The sequence below is a fragment of the uncultured Nitratireductor sp. genome, assembly GCF_913053745.1.
Classification (GTDB): Bacteria; Pseudomonadota; Alphaproteobacteria; order Rhizobiales; family Rhizobiaceae; genus Nitratireductor.
In genome coordinates this window covers 1-16,566 of the sequence record NZ_CAJXGF010000105.1, presented here as the reverse complement: position 1 = coordinate 16,566, position 16,566 = coordinate 1, and the positions used below count along the sequence as shown (strand labels likewise).

The following is a 16,566-nucleotide window of genomic DNA, read 5'->3' as shown; positions in this document are numbered from 1 at the left end:
CGAAGCGATCGAACAGGTGGGCCAGCCTTCTTCCGCGATGACCACGCGATTGGTTTTCGCCAGGCTCTTGAGGATGGTTTCGGTGTCGAGCGGGCGCAGCGTGCGCAGGTCGATCACTTCGGCATCGATGCCCTGCTCTGCCAGTTCCTCGGCAGCTTCCAGCGCCACGCCCACGGCGATCGAGTAGGACACGATGGTGACATCGCTGCCTTCACGCATGATGCGCGCCTTGCCGATGGGCAGGACGTGATCGTCAAGCTGGGCGACCTCGAAGCTCTGGCCATAGACCAGTTCGTTTTCGAGGAAGACGACCGGGTCATCGCTGCGGATCGCCGATTTCAGCAGGCCCTTGGCGTCCTGCGCGTCGTAGGGTGCAATGACGATCAGGCCAGGCACGCTGGCGTACCACGGGCCGTAGTTCTGGCTGTGCTGCGCGCCCACGCGGCTTGCCGCGCCGTTGGGGCCACGGAACACCACCGGGCAACGCATCTGGCCGCCTGACATGTAATTGGTCTTCGCCGCGGAATTGATGATATGGTCAATCGCCTGCATGGCGAAGTTGAACGTCATGAATTCCACCACCGGGCGAAGGCCGCCCATGGCAGCGCCCGTGCCGATACCGGCAAAGCCGTATTCGGTGATCGGGGTGTCGATCACGCGCTTCGGCCCGAACTCGTCGAGCAGGCCCTGCGTCACCTTGTAGGCGCCCTGGTACTCTGCCACTTCCTCGCCCATCACGAAGACACGTTCGTCGAGGCGCATTTCCTCGGCCATGGCATCGCGCAGCGCCTCGCGCACCGTGGTCGAAACCATTTCCGTGCCTTCGGGGATGTCCGGATCGGCCGCGACCTTCACCTCGGGGGCGGCCGGCACCGGCGCGCCAGCGGACTTTTCCTCCGGCGCGTCCTGCGCATTGCTCTCTTCAGCCTCATCGGGCGCTTCGGGAGCGGGTTTGGAAGCCGCTTTCTCGAGGTCGGCGTCGCTTTCGCCCTCACCCAGAAGAACGGCGATTGGCGTGTTCACCTTCACGCCTTCAGTGCCTTCCACGATCAGGATCTTGCCGAGCGTGCCTTCGTCCACGGCTTCCACTTCCATGGTCGCCTTGTCGGTCTCGATCTCGGCGATGACGTCACCGGGGGCAACGGCATCGCCTTCCTTCTTGATCCATTTGGAAAGATTGCCCTCTTCCATGGTCGGAGAGAGCGCGGGCATGAGAATTTCGGTTGGCATGTCGGCCCTCCCCTCAAAGCAAAATGTCGGTGTAGAGTTCAGACACGTCCGGTTCCGGATCCGTCTGTGCGAATTCGGCCGAATCGCCGACCACGTCGCGCACTTCCTTGTCGAGAGCCTTCAGCTCGTCCTCGTCGGCCCATTTATTGGCCAGAACGCGCTGTTTCACCTGCTCGATGGGATCGTGCTCGGAACGCATCTTCTGCACTTCGTCCTTGGAACGGTATTTCGCCGGATCCGACATGGAATGTCCGCGATAGCGATAGGTCTGCATTTCCAGAATGATCGGTCCCTTGCCGGAACGACACCATTCGACGGCCATGTCGCCGGCGGCCTTCACCGCGCGCACATCCATGCCGTCCACCTGGATGCCGGGAATCTTGAAGGAGAGGCCGCGATGGGAGAAATCCGTCTCGGCCGAGGACCGCGACACGGCGGTGCCCATGGCGTAGCGATTGTTCTCGATGATGTAGATCACCGGAAGCTTCCACAGCGAGGCCATGTTGAAGCTCTCGTAAACCTGTCCCTGATTGGCCGCGCCGTCGCCGAAATAGGTGACCGAGACGCTGTCGTCTTCACGATAGCGATTGGCGAAGGCAAGGCCGGTGCCCAGCGGCACCTGCGCGCCGACGATGCCGTGCCCTCCGTAGAACTTCTTCTCCTTGGAGAACATGTGCATGGAGCCGCCCTTGCCCTTGGAGTAGCCGCTGCGGCGGCCGGTGAGCTCGGCCATGACCCCGCGCGCCTCCATGCCTGTTGCCAGCATGTGACCGTGGTCGCGATAGCCGGTGATCACCTGATCGCCTTCCTTCATGCTCATCTGCATGCCGACGACCACGGCTTCCTGGCCGATATAGAGATGACAAAAGCCGCCGATCAGACCCATGCCATATAGCTGGCCGGCTTTTTCCTCGAAGCGGCGGATAAGAAGCATTTCGCGATACGCGTGAAGCTCCTGCTCCTTGTCGAAATCCTCGGGCTTGGGGGCCTTCGGTGTCTGGGCGGGGCTCGTCGCCCCCTTTTTCGTCGAGCGTGACCTGCTGGCACCTGACTTGCTTGCGGCTCGCGCCATGCCTCTACTCCCTAGCTGACATTCCGGGGAATTTGTGCAACGGTCGAGCGCGGCAAAGGTTGCGCCGTGAGCCTCCCGTTATCTCCCGCTTATGGAAGGTGAAGCTAGCACGTAGAATGCGTTTGGGCCATTCAAAATCCGCATAGCTGCCATGCAGCTAAACCCTTGGATTTACAGCTATTCTCATCAATTAACCGAAATTCGATTAATTCACTTGCCTGCGCCGATAAGGATGATGACTTCGTTTTCCCGCGCCAGGTTGAGCGCGCGCCGTGCTTGCTCGTCGAGCATGTCCTTTTCAAGACTGCCGTCATTCACCAGCGCAACGCGATGCTCGAGCTCTTTGCGCTTGGCAATCAGCGTGTCGAGCCGCGCCTGCGCGTCCGCGATGCGCGTTTCAAGCCGATATTTGGAATAGATGCCGTATTCGCCGTGATAGGCATGGAAACCGAAATAGGCGAGAAACAATCCCGTGATCGTCGGGACGATCAGGCGACCGGTGTTGCGGCGTTTGTGATGACGTGTCCACATGCGGAAAAAACCCTTCTCCCGCATGTGATCATATGTTGCTTAAGGGACCGTTATTTCCCTACCGTCACCTTGAAACTTTATCCGCGCAGGATCGATTTTCCGGCATAACGCGCCTGCTGCCCAAGTTCTTCTTCGATGCGGATGAGCTGGTTGTACTTCGCGGTCCGATCGGAGCGGGCGAGCGAGCCGGTCTTGATCTGTCCGCAATTGGTGGCGACGGCCAGATCGGAGATTGTCGAATCCTCGGTCTCGCCGGACCGATGCGACATCACCGCCGTATAACCTGCCTTGTGTGCCGTCTCCACCGCGTCGAGCGTCTCCGTCAGCGTGCCGATCTGGTTCACCTTGACGAGGATCGAGTTGCCGATGCCCATCTTGATGCCGTCGCGCAAACGCGCAGAGTTGGTGACGAACAGATCGTCGCCAACGAGCTGGGCCTTGTCGCCCACCAGGTCGGTCAGTATCTTCCAGCCCTCGAAATCGTCCTCCGACATGCCGTCTTCTATGGAGATGATGGGGTAGCTGCCGACGAGCTTTGCGAGATACTCGGCCTGCGCCTTTCCGTCGCGCGTCTGGCCTTCGCCCTCGTAGACATAGTTTCCGTTTTTGAAGAACTCGGTCGCCGCGCAGTCGAGCGCGATTGCCACCTCCTCACCCGGCTTGTAACCGGCCTTCTCGATGGAGGCGAGAACGAAGTCCAGCGCGTCTTCGGCGCTCTTGAGGTTCGGTGCAAAGCCGCCTTCATCGCCCACATTGGTGTTGTGGCCAGCCTCTTTCAGGCCTGCTTTGAGAGTGTGAAAGATCTCCGAGCCCCAGCGTATGGCATCCCGCAGAGACGGCGCGCCGATCGGCATGACCATGAATTCCTGGAAATCGATCGGATTGTCGGCGTGCGCGCCGCCATTGACAATGTTCATCATCGGCACCGGCAAGACATGCGCCGAGGCGCCGCCCACATAGCGGTAGAGCGGGAGATTGGAAGCTTCGGCCGCAGCCTTCGCCACCGCCAGCGAAACGCCGAGAATCGCATTTGCGCCAAGGCGACTTTTGTTCGGTGTGCCGTCGAGATCGATCATCGCCTGATCGACCTGCATCTGGTTTTCCGCTTCGATCCCGCTCAGCGTCTCGAAGATTTCGCCATTGACCGCATCGACCGCCTGTTCGACTCCCTTACCGAGATAGCGCTTGCCGCCATCGCGCAGCTCCACGGCCTCGTGTGCGCCCGTCGATGCGCCCGAGGGCACCGCCGCACGGCCCATCGAGCCGTCTTCCAGAACCACATCGACCTCGACCGTGGGGTTGCCGCGGCTGTCCAGTATTTCGCGTCCGACAATGTCGAGAATGGCAGTCATTTGAACTCTCTTTGATCTGGAGGTTGTTCCCGGCGCCCGTCCCGGGAGAAAAGGCTCGCGCTTTTCATAGCGCAGACACGTGAAAACTCAATGTCGGGATCGGGCTCAGTTCGCCTTGGCGATGCGGTCGAAGGCCATGAGACGCTCAAGAAGCCCCTTCATCTCGTTCAGCGGCACCATGTTCGGCCCGTCTGACGGCGCATTGTCGGGGTCTTGGTGTGTTTCCATGAAGACGCCGGCAACGCCGACGGCGACCGCCGCCCGCGCAAGCGTTTCGACGAACTGGCGCTGCCCGCCCGAAGAACCGCCGAGCCCCCCGGGCTGGGCCACCGAATGGGTTGCATCGAAGATGACAGGCGCTCCCATCGCGGCCATCTGCGGCAGGCCGCGCATATCGGACACCAGCGTGTTGTAGCCGAACGAGGTGCCGCGTTCGGTCGCCATTACATTGGAATTGCCCGAATCCGTGATCTTGGAGATCACATTCTCCATGTCCCAAGGCGCCAGAAATTGTCCCTTCTTCACATTCACCGCCCTGCCCGTTTCGGCGGCGGCGATCAAAAGATCGGTCTGGCGGCACAGAAAGGCTGGAATCTGCAGCACATCCACGACTTCGGCGACGATGCCGCACTGCTCTTCGGTGTGAACATCGGTTATAACCGGAACGCCGAATTCCTTGCGCAAATCCGCGAAGATCGGCATCGCCGCATCCAGCCCGGCGCCGCGCTTGCCGGACAGCGATGTCCGGTTCGCTTTGTCGAAACTGCTCTTGTAGACGAGGCCGATCCCTAGCTCGTCCGTCATCTCCTTGAGCGCACCGGCCATGTCGAAAGCGTGCGCGCGTGTCTCCATCTGGCAGGGACCGGCAATCAGAGCCAGAGGCGCGTCATTGCCGAACACGACCTTACCGACCGTGACGCGTGGATTGGGTTTCATGGGGTAGACTCCTCAAAGACAAAGACTGCGCCCTGCCCTTCCGCCGGCGGAACGATGATTGAGCCGGCAATTTCGGCGAACAGGATCTCGCGATCGGACAGATGGTCCCGTAATCTGGCAATGTCCAGACATTGGAAAACGATTGCAGCCAGATCGAACCGGCCGTGCGGTGAAACGCGATCGAGTCCGAGACGCAATCCATAGCGCTCCGATGTCGTCACCGTTAATCGGGCATTGTCGAGGTCAAGTTCGATGTCGCCGTCGGCGTGGCCCTTCGACGCCCCGTCCGAAAACGTCTCCAGAAAACCGGCATAGTCGGATGGCGACGGTGCCAGCATGATGATCTGGGTGATGCCTGACACGCCATTCCCATGTTCTTCAAGACCGCCCCGACCCGCAGCCGGCATATTCACCCTTTGGCAGGTGAAGAAAAAATGCCCGTTCGCAACCTTGGGCGCGGCGAACGCCAGCCTGAAGGACGCCGTGGCCTGACGGCCTTGCGCATCCAGAAATGGCCGCGAGAATGTCAAGGGATCTCCCGCAGAGACGCCTCCATCGACAAACCGTGCGTGGTCCGCCTGTGCATCGGCCGTCCCCAGAACCACGGCCGAGAAACCCTCATCGCCGAATGTCTGCCGGAAGACGCTATCGCGCTCGATGAAGACATTGCCTTCGGCTTGCGCCATTCGGGCGACCGTCGGGTCGATCCGCGCCAAGGGTTCGAGATAGGAACCGTCTTTAAAGAAAACACAGCAATTGCTTGTTCCGAAAGGGTGCGCGGCATCGGCAGCCACAGTGAAGCCGAGCGCTTCCAGACGCCCGCGCGCAATGGCCAGGCTAACTGTCGGCAGCACACAGTGATCGAGGCTGCGCGGGGATCGGGCATCGTCTTCGGAAACCATGCATCGCATGTGCCCGATGCCCGGGCGCAATGCAAGTGGCCAAGGTTCAATCCTTCGGCAGCCGGAATTCAACCCAAAGCGGATGATGATCCGAAATGCGTGCGGCGAAACTGCGCTTGGAAAGGGCGAGATCGGTCAACAGGCGGCCCCAAATCTCGACAACACCGCCATTGGCGATATCGAGACCGATCAGCGCCGCATTGCCACGGGAAAACCAGGCGATCTGATCGTGATAGCTGGAACGTTCGGGCTCGGAAGCGCGTGCATAAATCGTGCGCGGGTGACTTTGCAGAACAAAAGGCACTTCCAGCCCGGTCTCGACAAACGCTTCGTAGAGCCTGTTGCCAGACCGCTCCAGATTGAAATCGCCGAGTGCAATCAGATTATGGTGCCAGCGCCGTTCGCGCGCCGCCCAGTTCTGCATCCATTTGGCGATACCACGCAATTCCGGCAAGCGTTCCACATCTTCATCCCCGTAGTCGATATGTGTGGTAACCAAAATGAAGGTGGTGTCCCGGGTTTGAAACGAGACGGCATAGGGGTTGCGCGCGAACTGCTTCTTGAAACTGCCGGCATCGAAGCCGAATTCGTCCGCTTCGTCAGGCACAACGAGTTCGCCCGCGAGCCCGGAAAGACTAACGCGTGTCGTGTCGAACACATAGGCCATGTGTTCGTCATTGCCTCCCTGCCCGGCATTGCGATCCGTCATCAGAAAGCTCCAGTTGGGGCCGAGCACCTTCATGGCCGAACGCAAAGCCGTAAAATCTTCCCCCACCTCCTGGAGCGCGATCACGTCGAAGCGCGAGAGGATCTCGGTGATCGCCCAAAGACAGCGGTAGTCGCGCTTGGGACTGTCATCGGAAGAAGCGGGCACCGACCATTTGCGTGTCAGAGAGCGGAAATGGGCGATGTTCCATGTGGCGATCAGGATGTTGCGGTCGACAGCGCGTTTGGGTGGCACCGTTTGATCGAGATAGGCGGAAAACGCCGTCATCTCGTCGATTGCGGCCTGCGGCGGTGACCCGTCCGCAGGCAGATAGTCGGGATCGTCGAACAGAACGTCGAGCGGCGTTGCCACGGTCCTTCCCCTGCCTCGTTTCCGGCAGGGGCAACGCTATCACACGAGGCGCGATTGCTCCACGGCGGCAGCGATGAAAGAGGCGAAGAGCGGGTGTGGCTCGAACGGCTTGCTCTTGAGTTCTGGATGATACTGCACACCGATGAACCAGGGATGGTCGGGATATTCGATGGTTTCGGGAAGGACGCCGTCAGGCGACAGGCCTGCGAAAACCAGCCCGCAATCTTCCAGCTTCTGCCGGTAGCCGATGTTCACCTCGTAACGGTGGCGATGACGCTCGGAAATATCTTCCGAGCCGTAGATCTCGGCGATCTTCGAACCCTCGACCAGTTTGGCCTCATAGGCGCCGAGACGCATCGTGCCGCCGAGATCGCCCGACGCGGTGCGCTTCTCGAGCATATTGCCCTTGAGCCACTCCGTCATAAGACCGACAATCGGCTCGTCCGTGGGGCCGAACTCAGTGGAGGAAGCGTTCTCTATACCGGCCAGCGAACGGGCCGCCTCGATGCACGCCATCTGCATGCCGAAGCAGATTCCGAAATATGGCACTTCGCGCTCGCGCGCGAACTTGGCTGCGAGAATCTTGCCTTCCGCGCCACGCTCTCCGAAGCCGCCTGGCACCAGGATGCCATGCACTTTCTCGAGCCAGGGCGCTGGATCTTCCTTCTCGAAGATCTCCGCCTCGATCCATTCGAGCTTGACACGTACCCGGTTCGCCATGCCGCCGTGCGACAAGGCCTCGATAAGCGATTTGTACGCGTCTTTGAGGCCCGTATACTTGCCGACCACCGCAATGGTGACCTGGCCTTCGGGATTGTGAATGCGGTCTGCAACCTCTTCCCAACGCTCCATACGCGGTTTGGGAGCCGGGTCGATACCAAACGCGGCCAGGACTTCCGAATCGAGCCCCTCATCGTGATAGGCCATCGGCACATCGTAGATATGCGCCACGTCGAGCGCCTGGATCACTGCCGTTTCGCGCACATTGCAGAACAGCGACAGCTTGCGCCGTTCCTCCGCCGGAATTTCGCGGTCCGCGCGCACCAGAAGAATGTCGGGCGCAATGCCGATGGAGCGCAATTCCTTGACCGAATGCTGTGTCGGCTTGGTCTTGAGCTCGCCGGCCGCGGGGATCCACGGCATCAGCGTGAGATGCACATAAACGGCATTGCCGCGCGGCAGTTCGTTGCCGAGCTGGCGAATCGCCTCAAGGAACGGCATCGCCTCGATGTCGCCGACGGTGCCGCCGATTTCGCACAGAACGAAATCGTAATCGTCATTGCCTTCGAGAACGAACTGCTTGATCTCGTCGGTGACGTGCGGGATCACCTGCACCGTGGCGCCCAGATAGTCGCCACGACGCTCTTTTTCCAGAATGTTCTGGTAGATCCGGCCTGTGGTGATGTTGTCCTGCTTGTTGGCCGAGCGCCCGGTAAAGCGCTCATAGTGGCCAAGGTCCAGGTCGGTCTCGGCACCGTCGTCGGTGACGAAAACCTCACCATGCTGATAGGGCGACATCGTGCCCGGATCAACATTCAGGTAGGGATCGAGTTTACGGATGCGAACGCGGTACCCACGGGCCTGTAACAGCGCGCCAAGGGCCGCTGCTGCAATGCCTTTTCCGAGGGAGGAGACCACGCCGCCGGTTATGAAAACATATCGCGCCATGGGACTCATCGCTTAACCGGACACAGGCGATTCCGCCAGCAAAAAATAACGAGACGCAAATCTTTTTGCGCCCTGCGGTGAATAAGTTCTGCGATCGACAATACCGGCCGCGGGAATGCGACCGGTCGAGTTCGCGGGATCGTGCTTACTGCCCCGTGGGAATCTGGTCTTCGGGATCGGCTTCAGCCGGAGCCGAAGGCTCCTCGGTCGGCGCGGATGCGCCTGCGCCGCCAAGTTGATCGAGAACGCCGCCGGAATCGTCGGTCTGCTCGCTTCCGGCCGGGATACGATCCAGAATGTCGGTCGGGCTCGCACCGTAACGCGCGATCAGCGACAGAGCCAAAGACGTCGCGAAGAAGGCCGCGGCAAGAATGGCCGTCGTACGCGTCAACGCGTTCGCCGCGCCCCGGGCGGACATGAAGCCTGAACCGCCGCCGATACCAAGCCCGCCACCCTCGGAGCGTTGCATGAGGACGACGCCGACCAGCGCGACCACGACGATCAGATGAATGACGATGATAACGGTCTGCATGTTTCCTTCCGGCTCTCCGGCTTGACGTGTCCATCTTATGCGGACGCGGCTCATTACACGGCTTTTGCCGCTTTTCCAAGACCGATCGCACTCGGTTTCACGGCATCCCAAACGGTTTTCGGTCAAAATCACCGAAATCTCGGATTTTGCGCGCGGCTCGCTCTCACATAGGCGGTTGCGCGCGCAACGCAAGACTTTTCTCTTCGCTCAAGCCGGGCAAGCTGCGGCAATCGCCAGAAAATCGACGGCTCGAAGGCTTGCGCCACCAACCAGCGCGCCGTCCACATGCGCGATCGAAAGAAGCTCGGTCGCGTTGCCCGGTTTCACGGAACCGCCATAGAGGATCCGCATCCCGTCCGCCTCCGCGCCCAGGAGCGTCTTCAGCTCGCCGCGGATATGCGCATGCGCTTTGGCGATATCCTCCACCGTTGGCGTCAGCCCGGTCCCGATGGCCCAGACAGGTTCGTACGCGATCACCGTGTTTGCGGCCTGAGCCTTTGCCGGAACCGATCCGGGAATCTGGCGGGACAACACGGACAACGTCTTTCCCGCCTCACGCTCGGCCTCCGTCTCGCCAACGCAGATCACCGCCGTGAGCCCGGCCCGCCAGGCGGCCCGCGCCTTTTCGGATACGATTGCGTCGCTTTCTCCGTGATCTGTGCGCCTTTCCGAATGGCCGGCCAGAACATGGGTCGCGCCGGCATCGGCGAGCATTTCTGCCGAAACATCGCCCGTATGCGCGCCTGAAGCGGCCCCATGGCAATCCTGTCCGCCCAATCGCACATGCGTCTCACCGAGCGCATCGCGAGCCCGCGTCAAAAGCGTCGCAGGGACGCAAATCAAGGCATCGGCCCCACCAAACGCTCCCTCTGCGATCGCGCTCAATTCACCGATATCGGCGCTCGTGCCGTTCATTTTCCAATTGCCTGCGATCAGGGGGCGAATACCGGGCGTCATGCGTCAGCGTCCTCACAAAAACCAAACTTGGCAGCTTCCCTAGCAAAAACGCGGGCCGATGCAAAAGCAATTGGGATGGCAAATCCCATTCCACTATCGACACTTGGCGTCTGGGGCGCTATTGCGCTTCGTTGGGGACAACGCCCCGTATAGACGCAAGGAACTTCGGAAAAGCCATGCTCGATAGTCTGAGAAACGCCGCCTCCACCTGGATCGCCAAGCTGCTCCTGGGCCTTCTTGTCGTGAGCTTTGCCGTTTGGGGAATTTCGGGACAGGTCCTGAACGACCAGTCGCGCAACGTTCTCTCGGCTGGTGATTCCTCCGTATCCATGCTGGACTTCCGTCTTGCCTATGATCGCCAGATCAACGCTCTGTCGCAGCAGCTCGGCACCCGCGTGACACGCGAACAGGCCGTCGCCTTCGGGCTTGACGACCAAGTGTTGCAGCAACTGGCCGCAGGCGCATTGCTGGATGAAGAGGCCCGGCGCCTCGGTCTTGGTCTTTCCGGTGACAAGCTCGCGCAACTGACGGCTGAGGACCCGGCGTTTCGCGGCCCGGATGGCCGTTTCGACCGTCAACAGTTCGATTTCGTGTTGCGGCAGATCGGCATGCGACCCGAAGACTATTTGCAGAATCGCGAGCAAGTGGCCATCCGGCAGCAGATCGTAGAGGCGGCCACGGACGGCATGAGCGTGCCTGACGAGATGTTCAAGAACATGGCGCTCTATCGCGGTGAGGATCGCACCGTCGAATATCTCGCGCTGCCCCGAACGCTCGTTGAACCCGTGAGCGAACCCGAAGCGTCTGCACTGCAGGCCTGGTTCGAGGAGCGCAAGGCCGATTACGCCGCGCCGGAATACCGCAAGTTTAGCTATGTGAAACTGGAGCCTTCCGATATCGCCGATCCGGAGGCGATCTCCGACGACCAGGTTCAGAAAGCTTATGAAGACCTGCGCGATCGCTATACGACACCGGAGAGACGCATGATCGACCAGATCGTCTTTTCGGATCGTCCCGCCGCGGAAGCAGCCTTGAAGGACTTGCTCGACGGCAAAAGCTTCGCCGATGTGGCGACGGCTGCCGGCAAGAGCAGCGCCGACACCTCGCTTGGCACTCTCGCCCGCGACGAAGTCGCCGACGAAGCGATAGCCGAAGCCGCCTTCTCGCTCGAGGAAAACCAGTTCAGCGATGTGATCGACGGCGCCTTCGGCCCTGTTATCGTCTATATCTCACAGATACAGTCCGAAGTCGTGCGGCCGTTGACGGAGGTCGAAAATGAGATTCGCGAGGATTTGGCGTTGGAAGAGGCCTCCCGCGTGCTTCTCGACGTGCATGACAGCTACGAAGATGCGCGTGCAGGCGGTGCCTCCATGGCCGAAGCGGCCGAGCGCTTGAATCTCACCATGCGTACGATTGAGGCCATAGACGCGACGGCGCGCCGCCCCGACGGAACCATCGTTGGCGATCTGCCGGTTTCGGCAGACTTGTTGCGAGAGGTTTTCGAAAGCGATTCGGGCATTGAAAACGCGCCACTGTCCATGGGTGGAAACGGGTTTGTCTTCTACGAGGTCGAAGGCATCACGCCCGAACGCGATCGCCCTCTCGAAGAGGTGCGCGACCAGGTGATCGAGGACTGGAAGGAGGCGGAAGCGGATCGTCTTCTTGCCGAGCGCGCCTCCGAATTTGCCGAGCAGCTCAAGAGCGGCAGATCGCTCGACGAGATCGCGTCCGAAATCGGTCAGGAGAAGCAGGTGAAGCGAGGCCTGAAGCGCACGGCCAACGATGCCGATCTTGGCCAGGCCGGCGTCACTGCCGTTTTCTCCGTGCCGCGCGACGGCACCGGTGTGTTTGCAAATCCGGCGGGAGACGGACAGTCCCTTTTCCGTGTCACCGAAGTATTCGAGCCGGCCAGCACAACAGCCGAGAGCATTCCGGAAAACCAGCGCGGTGCCGTACGGTCAGCACTGGCCGACGATCTGCTCGACCAGATGGTGTCACGCCTGCAGGGCAAGTATCCGGTAACGGTGAACCGGGCGGCCATGCAGGAAGCCCTGAGCTTCTGAGGTCGGTGATGAACGACTTCAAAAAGTACATCGTGAAAGTCGCCTCAGGCGATCCTTTGAGTTTCGACGACGCCCGGCAGGCCTTCGAGATCATGATGTCGGGCGATGCCACGCCGAGCCAGATAGGCGGTTTTTTGATGGCTCTGCGTGTGCGGGGTGAGACGGTCGAGGAAATTTCCGGCGCAGTGGCGACCATGCGCGCCAAGATGCTACCGGTTGATGCTCCCGACGATGCCGTCGATATTGTGGGAACCGGCGGCGATGCATCCGGCTCCTACAATGTGTCGACATGCTCGGCTTTTATCGTTGCTGGGGCGGGCGTGCCTGTGGCGAAGCACGGAAACCGTGCGCTGTCCTCGCGATCGGGTGCAGCCGACACACTTGCAGCGCTCGGCATCAATATCGAACTGAACCCGCGTGAGATCGCGGACTGTATCGCGGAAGCCAGGCTGGGTTTCATGTTCGCGCCCGCTCACCACTCCGCCATGCGGCATGTGGGACCGTCGCGTGTCGAGCTTGGCACCCGTACGATCTTCAATCTCCTGGGCCCTCTCTCCAACCCGGCTGGCGTGCGGCGCCAACTGGTCGGCGTCTTCGCGCCCGAATGGGTCGAGCCTATAGCAAAGGTGCTGAAGCAATTGGGCACCGAGTCCGCCTGGGTCGTGCATGGCGCGGGCCTGGACGAAATGACCACCGCCGGCACGACGCAAGTCGCGGCCCTGCAAGACGGTGAGATCCGCCATTTCGAGATCACGCCAGAAGACGTTGGGTTGAAGCGCGTCACAATGGCCGATCTGAAAGGCGGTGAGGCAGCGCACAATGCGAAAGCACTGCGCGCCGTGCTTGAAGGCGAAAAGAACGCATATCGCGAAATCTGCCTTCTCAACTCCGGTGCTGCCCTCGTCGTCGCGGGCCGTGCCAAAACCCTCAAGGATGGCATCAAGCTCGCCGCCGAATCGCTCGATCACGGACACGCCAGAGCCGCCCTGAACTATCTGGTCGAGGTTTCCAACAGAGGTATGGATCGCGATGACGACTGACATTCTACGAAAAATCGAAGCCTATAAGCGCGAAGAAATCGCTGCGGCGAAAGCCGCTCATCCCCTGCCCGAACTGATCGCAAAGGCAAGGGACGCCGAGACACCGCGCGGCTTTGCCGACGCGCTGATCGAAATGCAGACCGCGGGGCGCTTTGGCCTCATCGCCGAAATCAAGAAGGCGAGCCCTTCGCGGGGTCTCATTCGCGCCGATTTCGACCCGCCGAAGCTAGCCGCCGCCTATGAAGCGGGGGGCGCTGCGTGTCTTTCGGTGCTGACGGACACGCCATCCTTCCAGGGCGCGCCAGCCTTCCTGGAAGCCGCCCGTTCGGCCTGCGCCCTGCCGGCCCTACGCAAAGATTTTCTTTTTGAGCCCTATCAAGTCTATGAGGCGCGCGTTTGGGGGGCGGACGCGGTCCTGATTATCATGGCCAGCGTGTCGGATGACGAAGCGAAAGCTCTCGAGGACACAGCCCTCGAACTGGGTATGGATTGCCTGGTCGAAGTGCATGATGAGCGAGAGCTGGAGCGGGCGCTGGAACTTTCATCCCGGCTGATCGGGATCAACAATCGCGATCTGCGCACCTTCGAAACCCATCTGGAGACCAGCGAACGCCTCGCACCGCGCGTGCCGGAAGACCGGCTCGTCGTCGGCGAGAGCGGCATCTTCACCAATGAGGACTGCCGCCGGCTGGCGCGTGCGGGCATGAACACCTTCCTGGTCGGCGAAAGCCTGATGCGCCAGGACGACGTGACGGCCGCGACGCGCAACCTGTTGGGGCTCGAGGCAGCGAAGATGACGGGCTGAACGATGAGTGCCGGGCCCGGAAAGCTGACGCATATCGGCGCTTCGGGCGAAGCGCATATGGTGGATGTGAGCGGCAAGCAGGAAAGCCGTAGGGAAGCCGTCGCCGAAGGTGCGGTTATCATGCAGGCGGAAACGCTTTCTGCCATCCTGTCCGGCAACGCAAGAAAAGTCGACGTCCTCGCCACCGCGCGGATTGCCGGTATCATGGCGGCCAAGAAGACCCATGATCTGATTCCGCTATGTCATCCCCTGGCGCTATCCAAGGTGGTGGTGGACATTGAGCCGGATCACGCTTTGCCGGGTCTCAAGGTGACGGCAAGCGTACGTGTGACCGGGCAAACCGGAGTGGAGATGGAGGCGCTCACAGCAGCCTCCGTCGCCTGCCTAACGATCTATGACATGGCAAAAGCTCTGGACAAGGGCATGGTGCTCGACGGAATCCGCCTTCTTGAAAAAAAGGGCGGAAAATCCGGCGACTGGCGCGCCACGGTGACCGACACATGAACTTGCTGCCGGTGGATGAGGCGCTCGAACGCATTCTGGATGGTATCAAGGCGTTGCCCGGTGAAACGGTCCCCATCCAGGAAGCGGACGGGCGTGTTCTTTCGGCCCCACTCGCAGCCAAACGTACCCAGCCCCCCTTCAATGCCTCGGCCATGGACGGTTATGCGGTTCGTGCCGCTGACGTCGCCACGCCTCACGCAACGGCATTGCGCGTTGTCGGAGAAGCAGCGGCCGGAAACCGCTTCAACGGTAAGCTCGGCGCCGGCGAGGCTGTGCGCATCTTTACGGGTGCTCCAGTGCCCGACGGTGCCGACACAATCCTTATTCAGGAAAACGCATCGCTTGTGGATGATGGCTGGATCGAAGCCGTCGCGGCCGTAGCGCGGGGACGGCACATTCGCAAGGCCGGCCTCGACTTCCACGAGGGCGATTCCATACTCGAGCAGGGGCGCAGATTGGGGCCGGCCGGTATCGGCCTCGCTGCCGCGGCCGGTCATGCTGTGCTCACGGTGACCGAGCGCCCGCTCGTGGCCGTTATTGCCACCGGTGACGAACTGGTGCGACCGGACGAAACCTGTGGTCCAGATCAGATCGTCGCATCCAACGGATTTGCCATCGGCGCTCTGGCGAAGGGCGAAGGTGCGCATATTCTCGACCTCGGCATCGTTGCCGATGACAGCGCCGCTATCACCGCTGCGGTGCGTGCGGCCGCCGATGCCGGCGCGCATGTCCTGGTGACGCTGGGCGGCGCCTCGGTAGGTGCGCGAGACTTCGTGCGTCAGGCCCTGCTCGACGCCGGCATGTCACTGGATTTCTGGAAAATCGCCATGCGCCCCGGAAAGCCTTTGATGTTCGGTCGATTGGACGAAATGCGTGTTCTGGGGCTACCGGGCAACCCGGTATCCAGCCTCGTTTGCGCGCATCTTTTCCTCCGCCCTCTCGTCGCCCGGCTTGGCCAACGCGGCTATACTCCCGATTTGCGTTCCGCGGTTCTGGCGACCGCGCTGCGCGAAAACGACGAGCGGCGAGATTACATCCGAGCCTCTGTGGCGGCCGGTCCCGATGGATTGATCGCCACACCGTTTTCCGTGCAGGATTCCTCGATGCTGACGACGCTGGCGGCGGCCAATGCGCTCATCGTGCGCGAACCGGGCGCAGCCGCAGCCGAGCCCGGCTCCCGCTGCCGTGTTCTGATGTTGTGAGTGCCGCTCCGTTAAGACGCTGGATCGCGAGACAGACTTGGTCCGCCAAGCCAACCGCGCGCCGGAAGGTTCACGGCGTTCGCTCCGACGCCGATTGCCGTACTGTGGCAGGCGCACATGAAAATGGCAGGAAGGATCCCGTAGCGCCGGCATTGATCATCTCCAGGGAGAGAAGATCGGCATAGGCCAGCTCTTTCGCCGTTTGGGGACAGACGCTTGCTCGAACGAGACATCCCTGGGCGATGAACGCGTCCTGGGCTTTTACAAACGCGTCTCCAAGAGTATCACGTCCCATCTTGGCCAGTGCCGCTTCCTTGAATTGGCGGAACAACCGGCATTTCTCACGGGACCATGCGTCCGGTTTTTCGACACGGAGCTGGTTCGGGGCGGCAAAGCCGCTATTGAGACACGAAGCGGCCAGTATCGACGCAAGCAGAGCGCAACCGATTGTTCTTTTCATGGATCATCGTCTCGAATTCATGGATTCCGGATCGTTCCGGCAGGTGTATGCGGTCGCCAATCCGGACCTGCCATCAACGTTTTCCGGTTCCTGACGCCAAATTGCGGAAAGATTGTGTTTGCCGCCATGGAGGCGCTTTCGACCCTTCGGCCAATCCAGATCGAGAAATGAGCACCGCTACCCCCGCACCACACAACGGAGATATGATCCGGATCAGTCCCGCTTCAGCTCAGG

At 61.0% G+C, this 16,566-nt stretch carries 16 protein-coding genes; 5 read left to right on the top strand and 11 right to left on the bottom strand.

Translation table 11 applies throughout. From position 1 onward, the window contains the following. The 10 genes from QZ638_RS16235 to tpiA all read right to left on the bottom strand — a co-directional run. Positions 1–1,230, bottom strand: a 1,230-nt coding sequence (locus QZ638_RS16235; protein ID WP_295812614.1) for a pyruvate dehydrogenase complex E1 component subunit beta, incomplete at its 3' end; no start/stop codon positions are given. A gap of 13 nt (positions 1,231–1,243) precedes the next feature. Next, complete coding sequence (gene pdhA / locus QZ638_RS16230; protein ID WP_295812612.1) at positions 1,244–2,302, bottom strand: pyruvate dehydrogenase (acetyl-transferring) E1 component subunit alpha; 1,059 nt, start codon at positions 2,300–2,302, stop codon at positions 1,244–1,246. A gap of 210 nt (positions 2,303–2,512) precedes the next feature. Next, positions 2,513–2,833 (bottom strand): septum formation initiator family protein, encoded by a 321-nt coding sequence (locus QZ638_RS16225; protein WP_295812609.1) that lies wholly within the window; start codon positions 2,831–2,833, stop codon positions 2,513–2,515. A 77-nt stretch (positions 2,834–2,910) separates the two neighbouring features. Then, positions 2,911–4,185: a phosphopyruvate hydratase gene (gene eno / locus QZ638_RS16220; protein ID WP_295812607.1), complete on the bottom strand. Its 1,275-nt coding sequence runs from the start codon at positions 4,183–4,185 to the stop codon at positions 2,911–2,913. 105 nt (positions 4,186–4,290) lie between these two features. Next, positions 4,291–5,121 (bottom strand): 3-deoxy-8-phosphooctulonate synthase, encoded by an 831-nt coding sequence (gene kdsA / locus QZ638_RS16215; RefSeq protein ID WP_295812604.1) that lies wholly within the window; start codon positions 5,119–5,121, stop codon positions 4,291–4,293. After that, on the bottom strand, positions 5,118–6,023 hold the full coding sequence (locus QZ638_RS16210; protein WP_295812601.1) for a VOC family protein: 906 nt from the start codon (positions 6,021–6,023) through the stop codon (positions 5,118–5,120). Before QZ638_RS16210 ends, kdsA begins: the two co-directional genes overlap by 4 nt. Positions 6,024–6,069: 46 nt before the next feature. Further along, complete coding sequence (locus tag QZ638_RS16205) at positions 6,070–7,101, bottom strand: endonuclease/exonuclease/phosphatase family protein (RefSeq protein WP_295812599.1); 1,032 nt, start codon at positions 7,099–7,101, stop codon at positions 6,070–6,072. Between the two features lie 39 nt (positions 7,102–7,140). Continuing rightward, positions 7,141–8,769, bottom strand: coding sequence for a CTP synthase (locus QZ638_RS16200; protein WP_295812597.1), 1,629 nt, complete (start codon positions 8,767–8,769; stop codon positions 7,141–7,143). A gap of 145 nt (positions 8,770–8,914) precedes the next feature. Continuing rightward, positions 8,915–9,301 carry a preprotein translocase subunit SecG gene (gene secG / locus QZ638_RS16195; RefSeq protein ID WP_295812594.1) on the bottom strand — a complete coding sequence of 129 codons (387 nt, stop codon included), beginning with the start codon at positions 9,299–9,301 and terminating at the stop codon, positions 8,915–8,917. A 207-nt stretch (positions 9,302–9,508) separates the two neighbouring features. Continuing rightward, positions 9,509–10,258 carry a triose-phosphate isomerase gene (gene tpiA / locus QZ638_RS16190; RefSeq protein ID WP_295812591.1) on the bottom strand — a complete coding sequence of 250 codons (750 nt, stop codon included), beginning with the start codon at positions 10,256–10,258 and terminating at the stop codon, positions 9,509–9,511. 176 nt (positions 10,259–10,434) lie between these two features. Between tpiA and QZ638_RS16185 the strand changes: the two genes are divergently transcribed. From QZ638_RS16185 to glp, 5 genes are read left to right on the top strand one after another with little or no spacing between them, the layout of a single operon-like run. Continuing rightward, complete coding sequence (locus QZ638_RS16185; protein ID WP_295812588.1) at positions 10,435–12,321, top strand: SurA N-terminal domain-containing protein; 1,887 nt, start codon at positions 10,435–10,437, stop codon at positions 12,319–12,321. 8 nt (positions 12,322–12,329) lie between these two features. Next, positions 12,330–13,361 (top strand): anthranilate phosphoribosyltransferase, encoded by a 1,032-nt coding sequence (gene trpD / locus QZ638_RS16180; RefSeq protein ID WP_295812586.1) that lies wholly within the window; start codon positions 12,330–12,332, stop codon positions 13,359–13,361. Continuing rightward, on the top strand, positions 13,351–14,166 hold the full coding sequence (trpC, locus tag QZ638_RS16175; RefSeq protein ID WP_295812583.1) for an indole-3-glycerol phosphate synthase TrpC: 816 nt from the start codon (positions 13,351–13,353) through the stop codon (positions 14,164–14,166). The genes trpD and trpC overlap by 11 nt, the downstream gene beginning before the upstream one ends. Positions 14,167–14,169: 3 nt before the next feature. Then, positions 14,170–14,670 carry a cyclic pyranopterin monophosphate synthase MoaC gene (moaC, locus tag QZ638_RS16170; protein ID WP_295812580.1) on the top strand — a complete coding sequence of 167 codons (501 nt, stop codon included), beginning with the start codon at positions 14,170–14,172 and terminating at the stop codon, positions 14,668–14,670. Then, entirely contained in the window at positions 14,667–15,872 is a 1,206-nt protein-coding gene (gene glp / locus QZ638_RS16165; protein WP_295812578.1) for a gephyrin-like molybdotransferase Glp, read from the top strand. Before moaC ends, glp begins: the two co-directional genes overlap by 4 nt. A 70-nt stretch (positions 15,873–15,942) precedes the next feature. On the opposite strand, the gene QZ638_RS16160 is transcribed toward glp, so the two are convergent. Next, positions 15,943–16,332: a hypothetical protein gene (locus QZ638_RS16160; RefSeq protein WP_295812577.1), complete on the bottom strand. Its 390-nt coding sequence runs from the start codon at positions 16,330–16,332 to the stop codon at positions 15,943–15,945. Between the last annotated feature and the right edge of the window lie 234 nt (positions 16,333–16,566).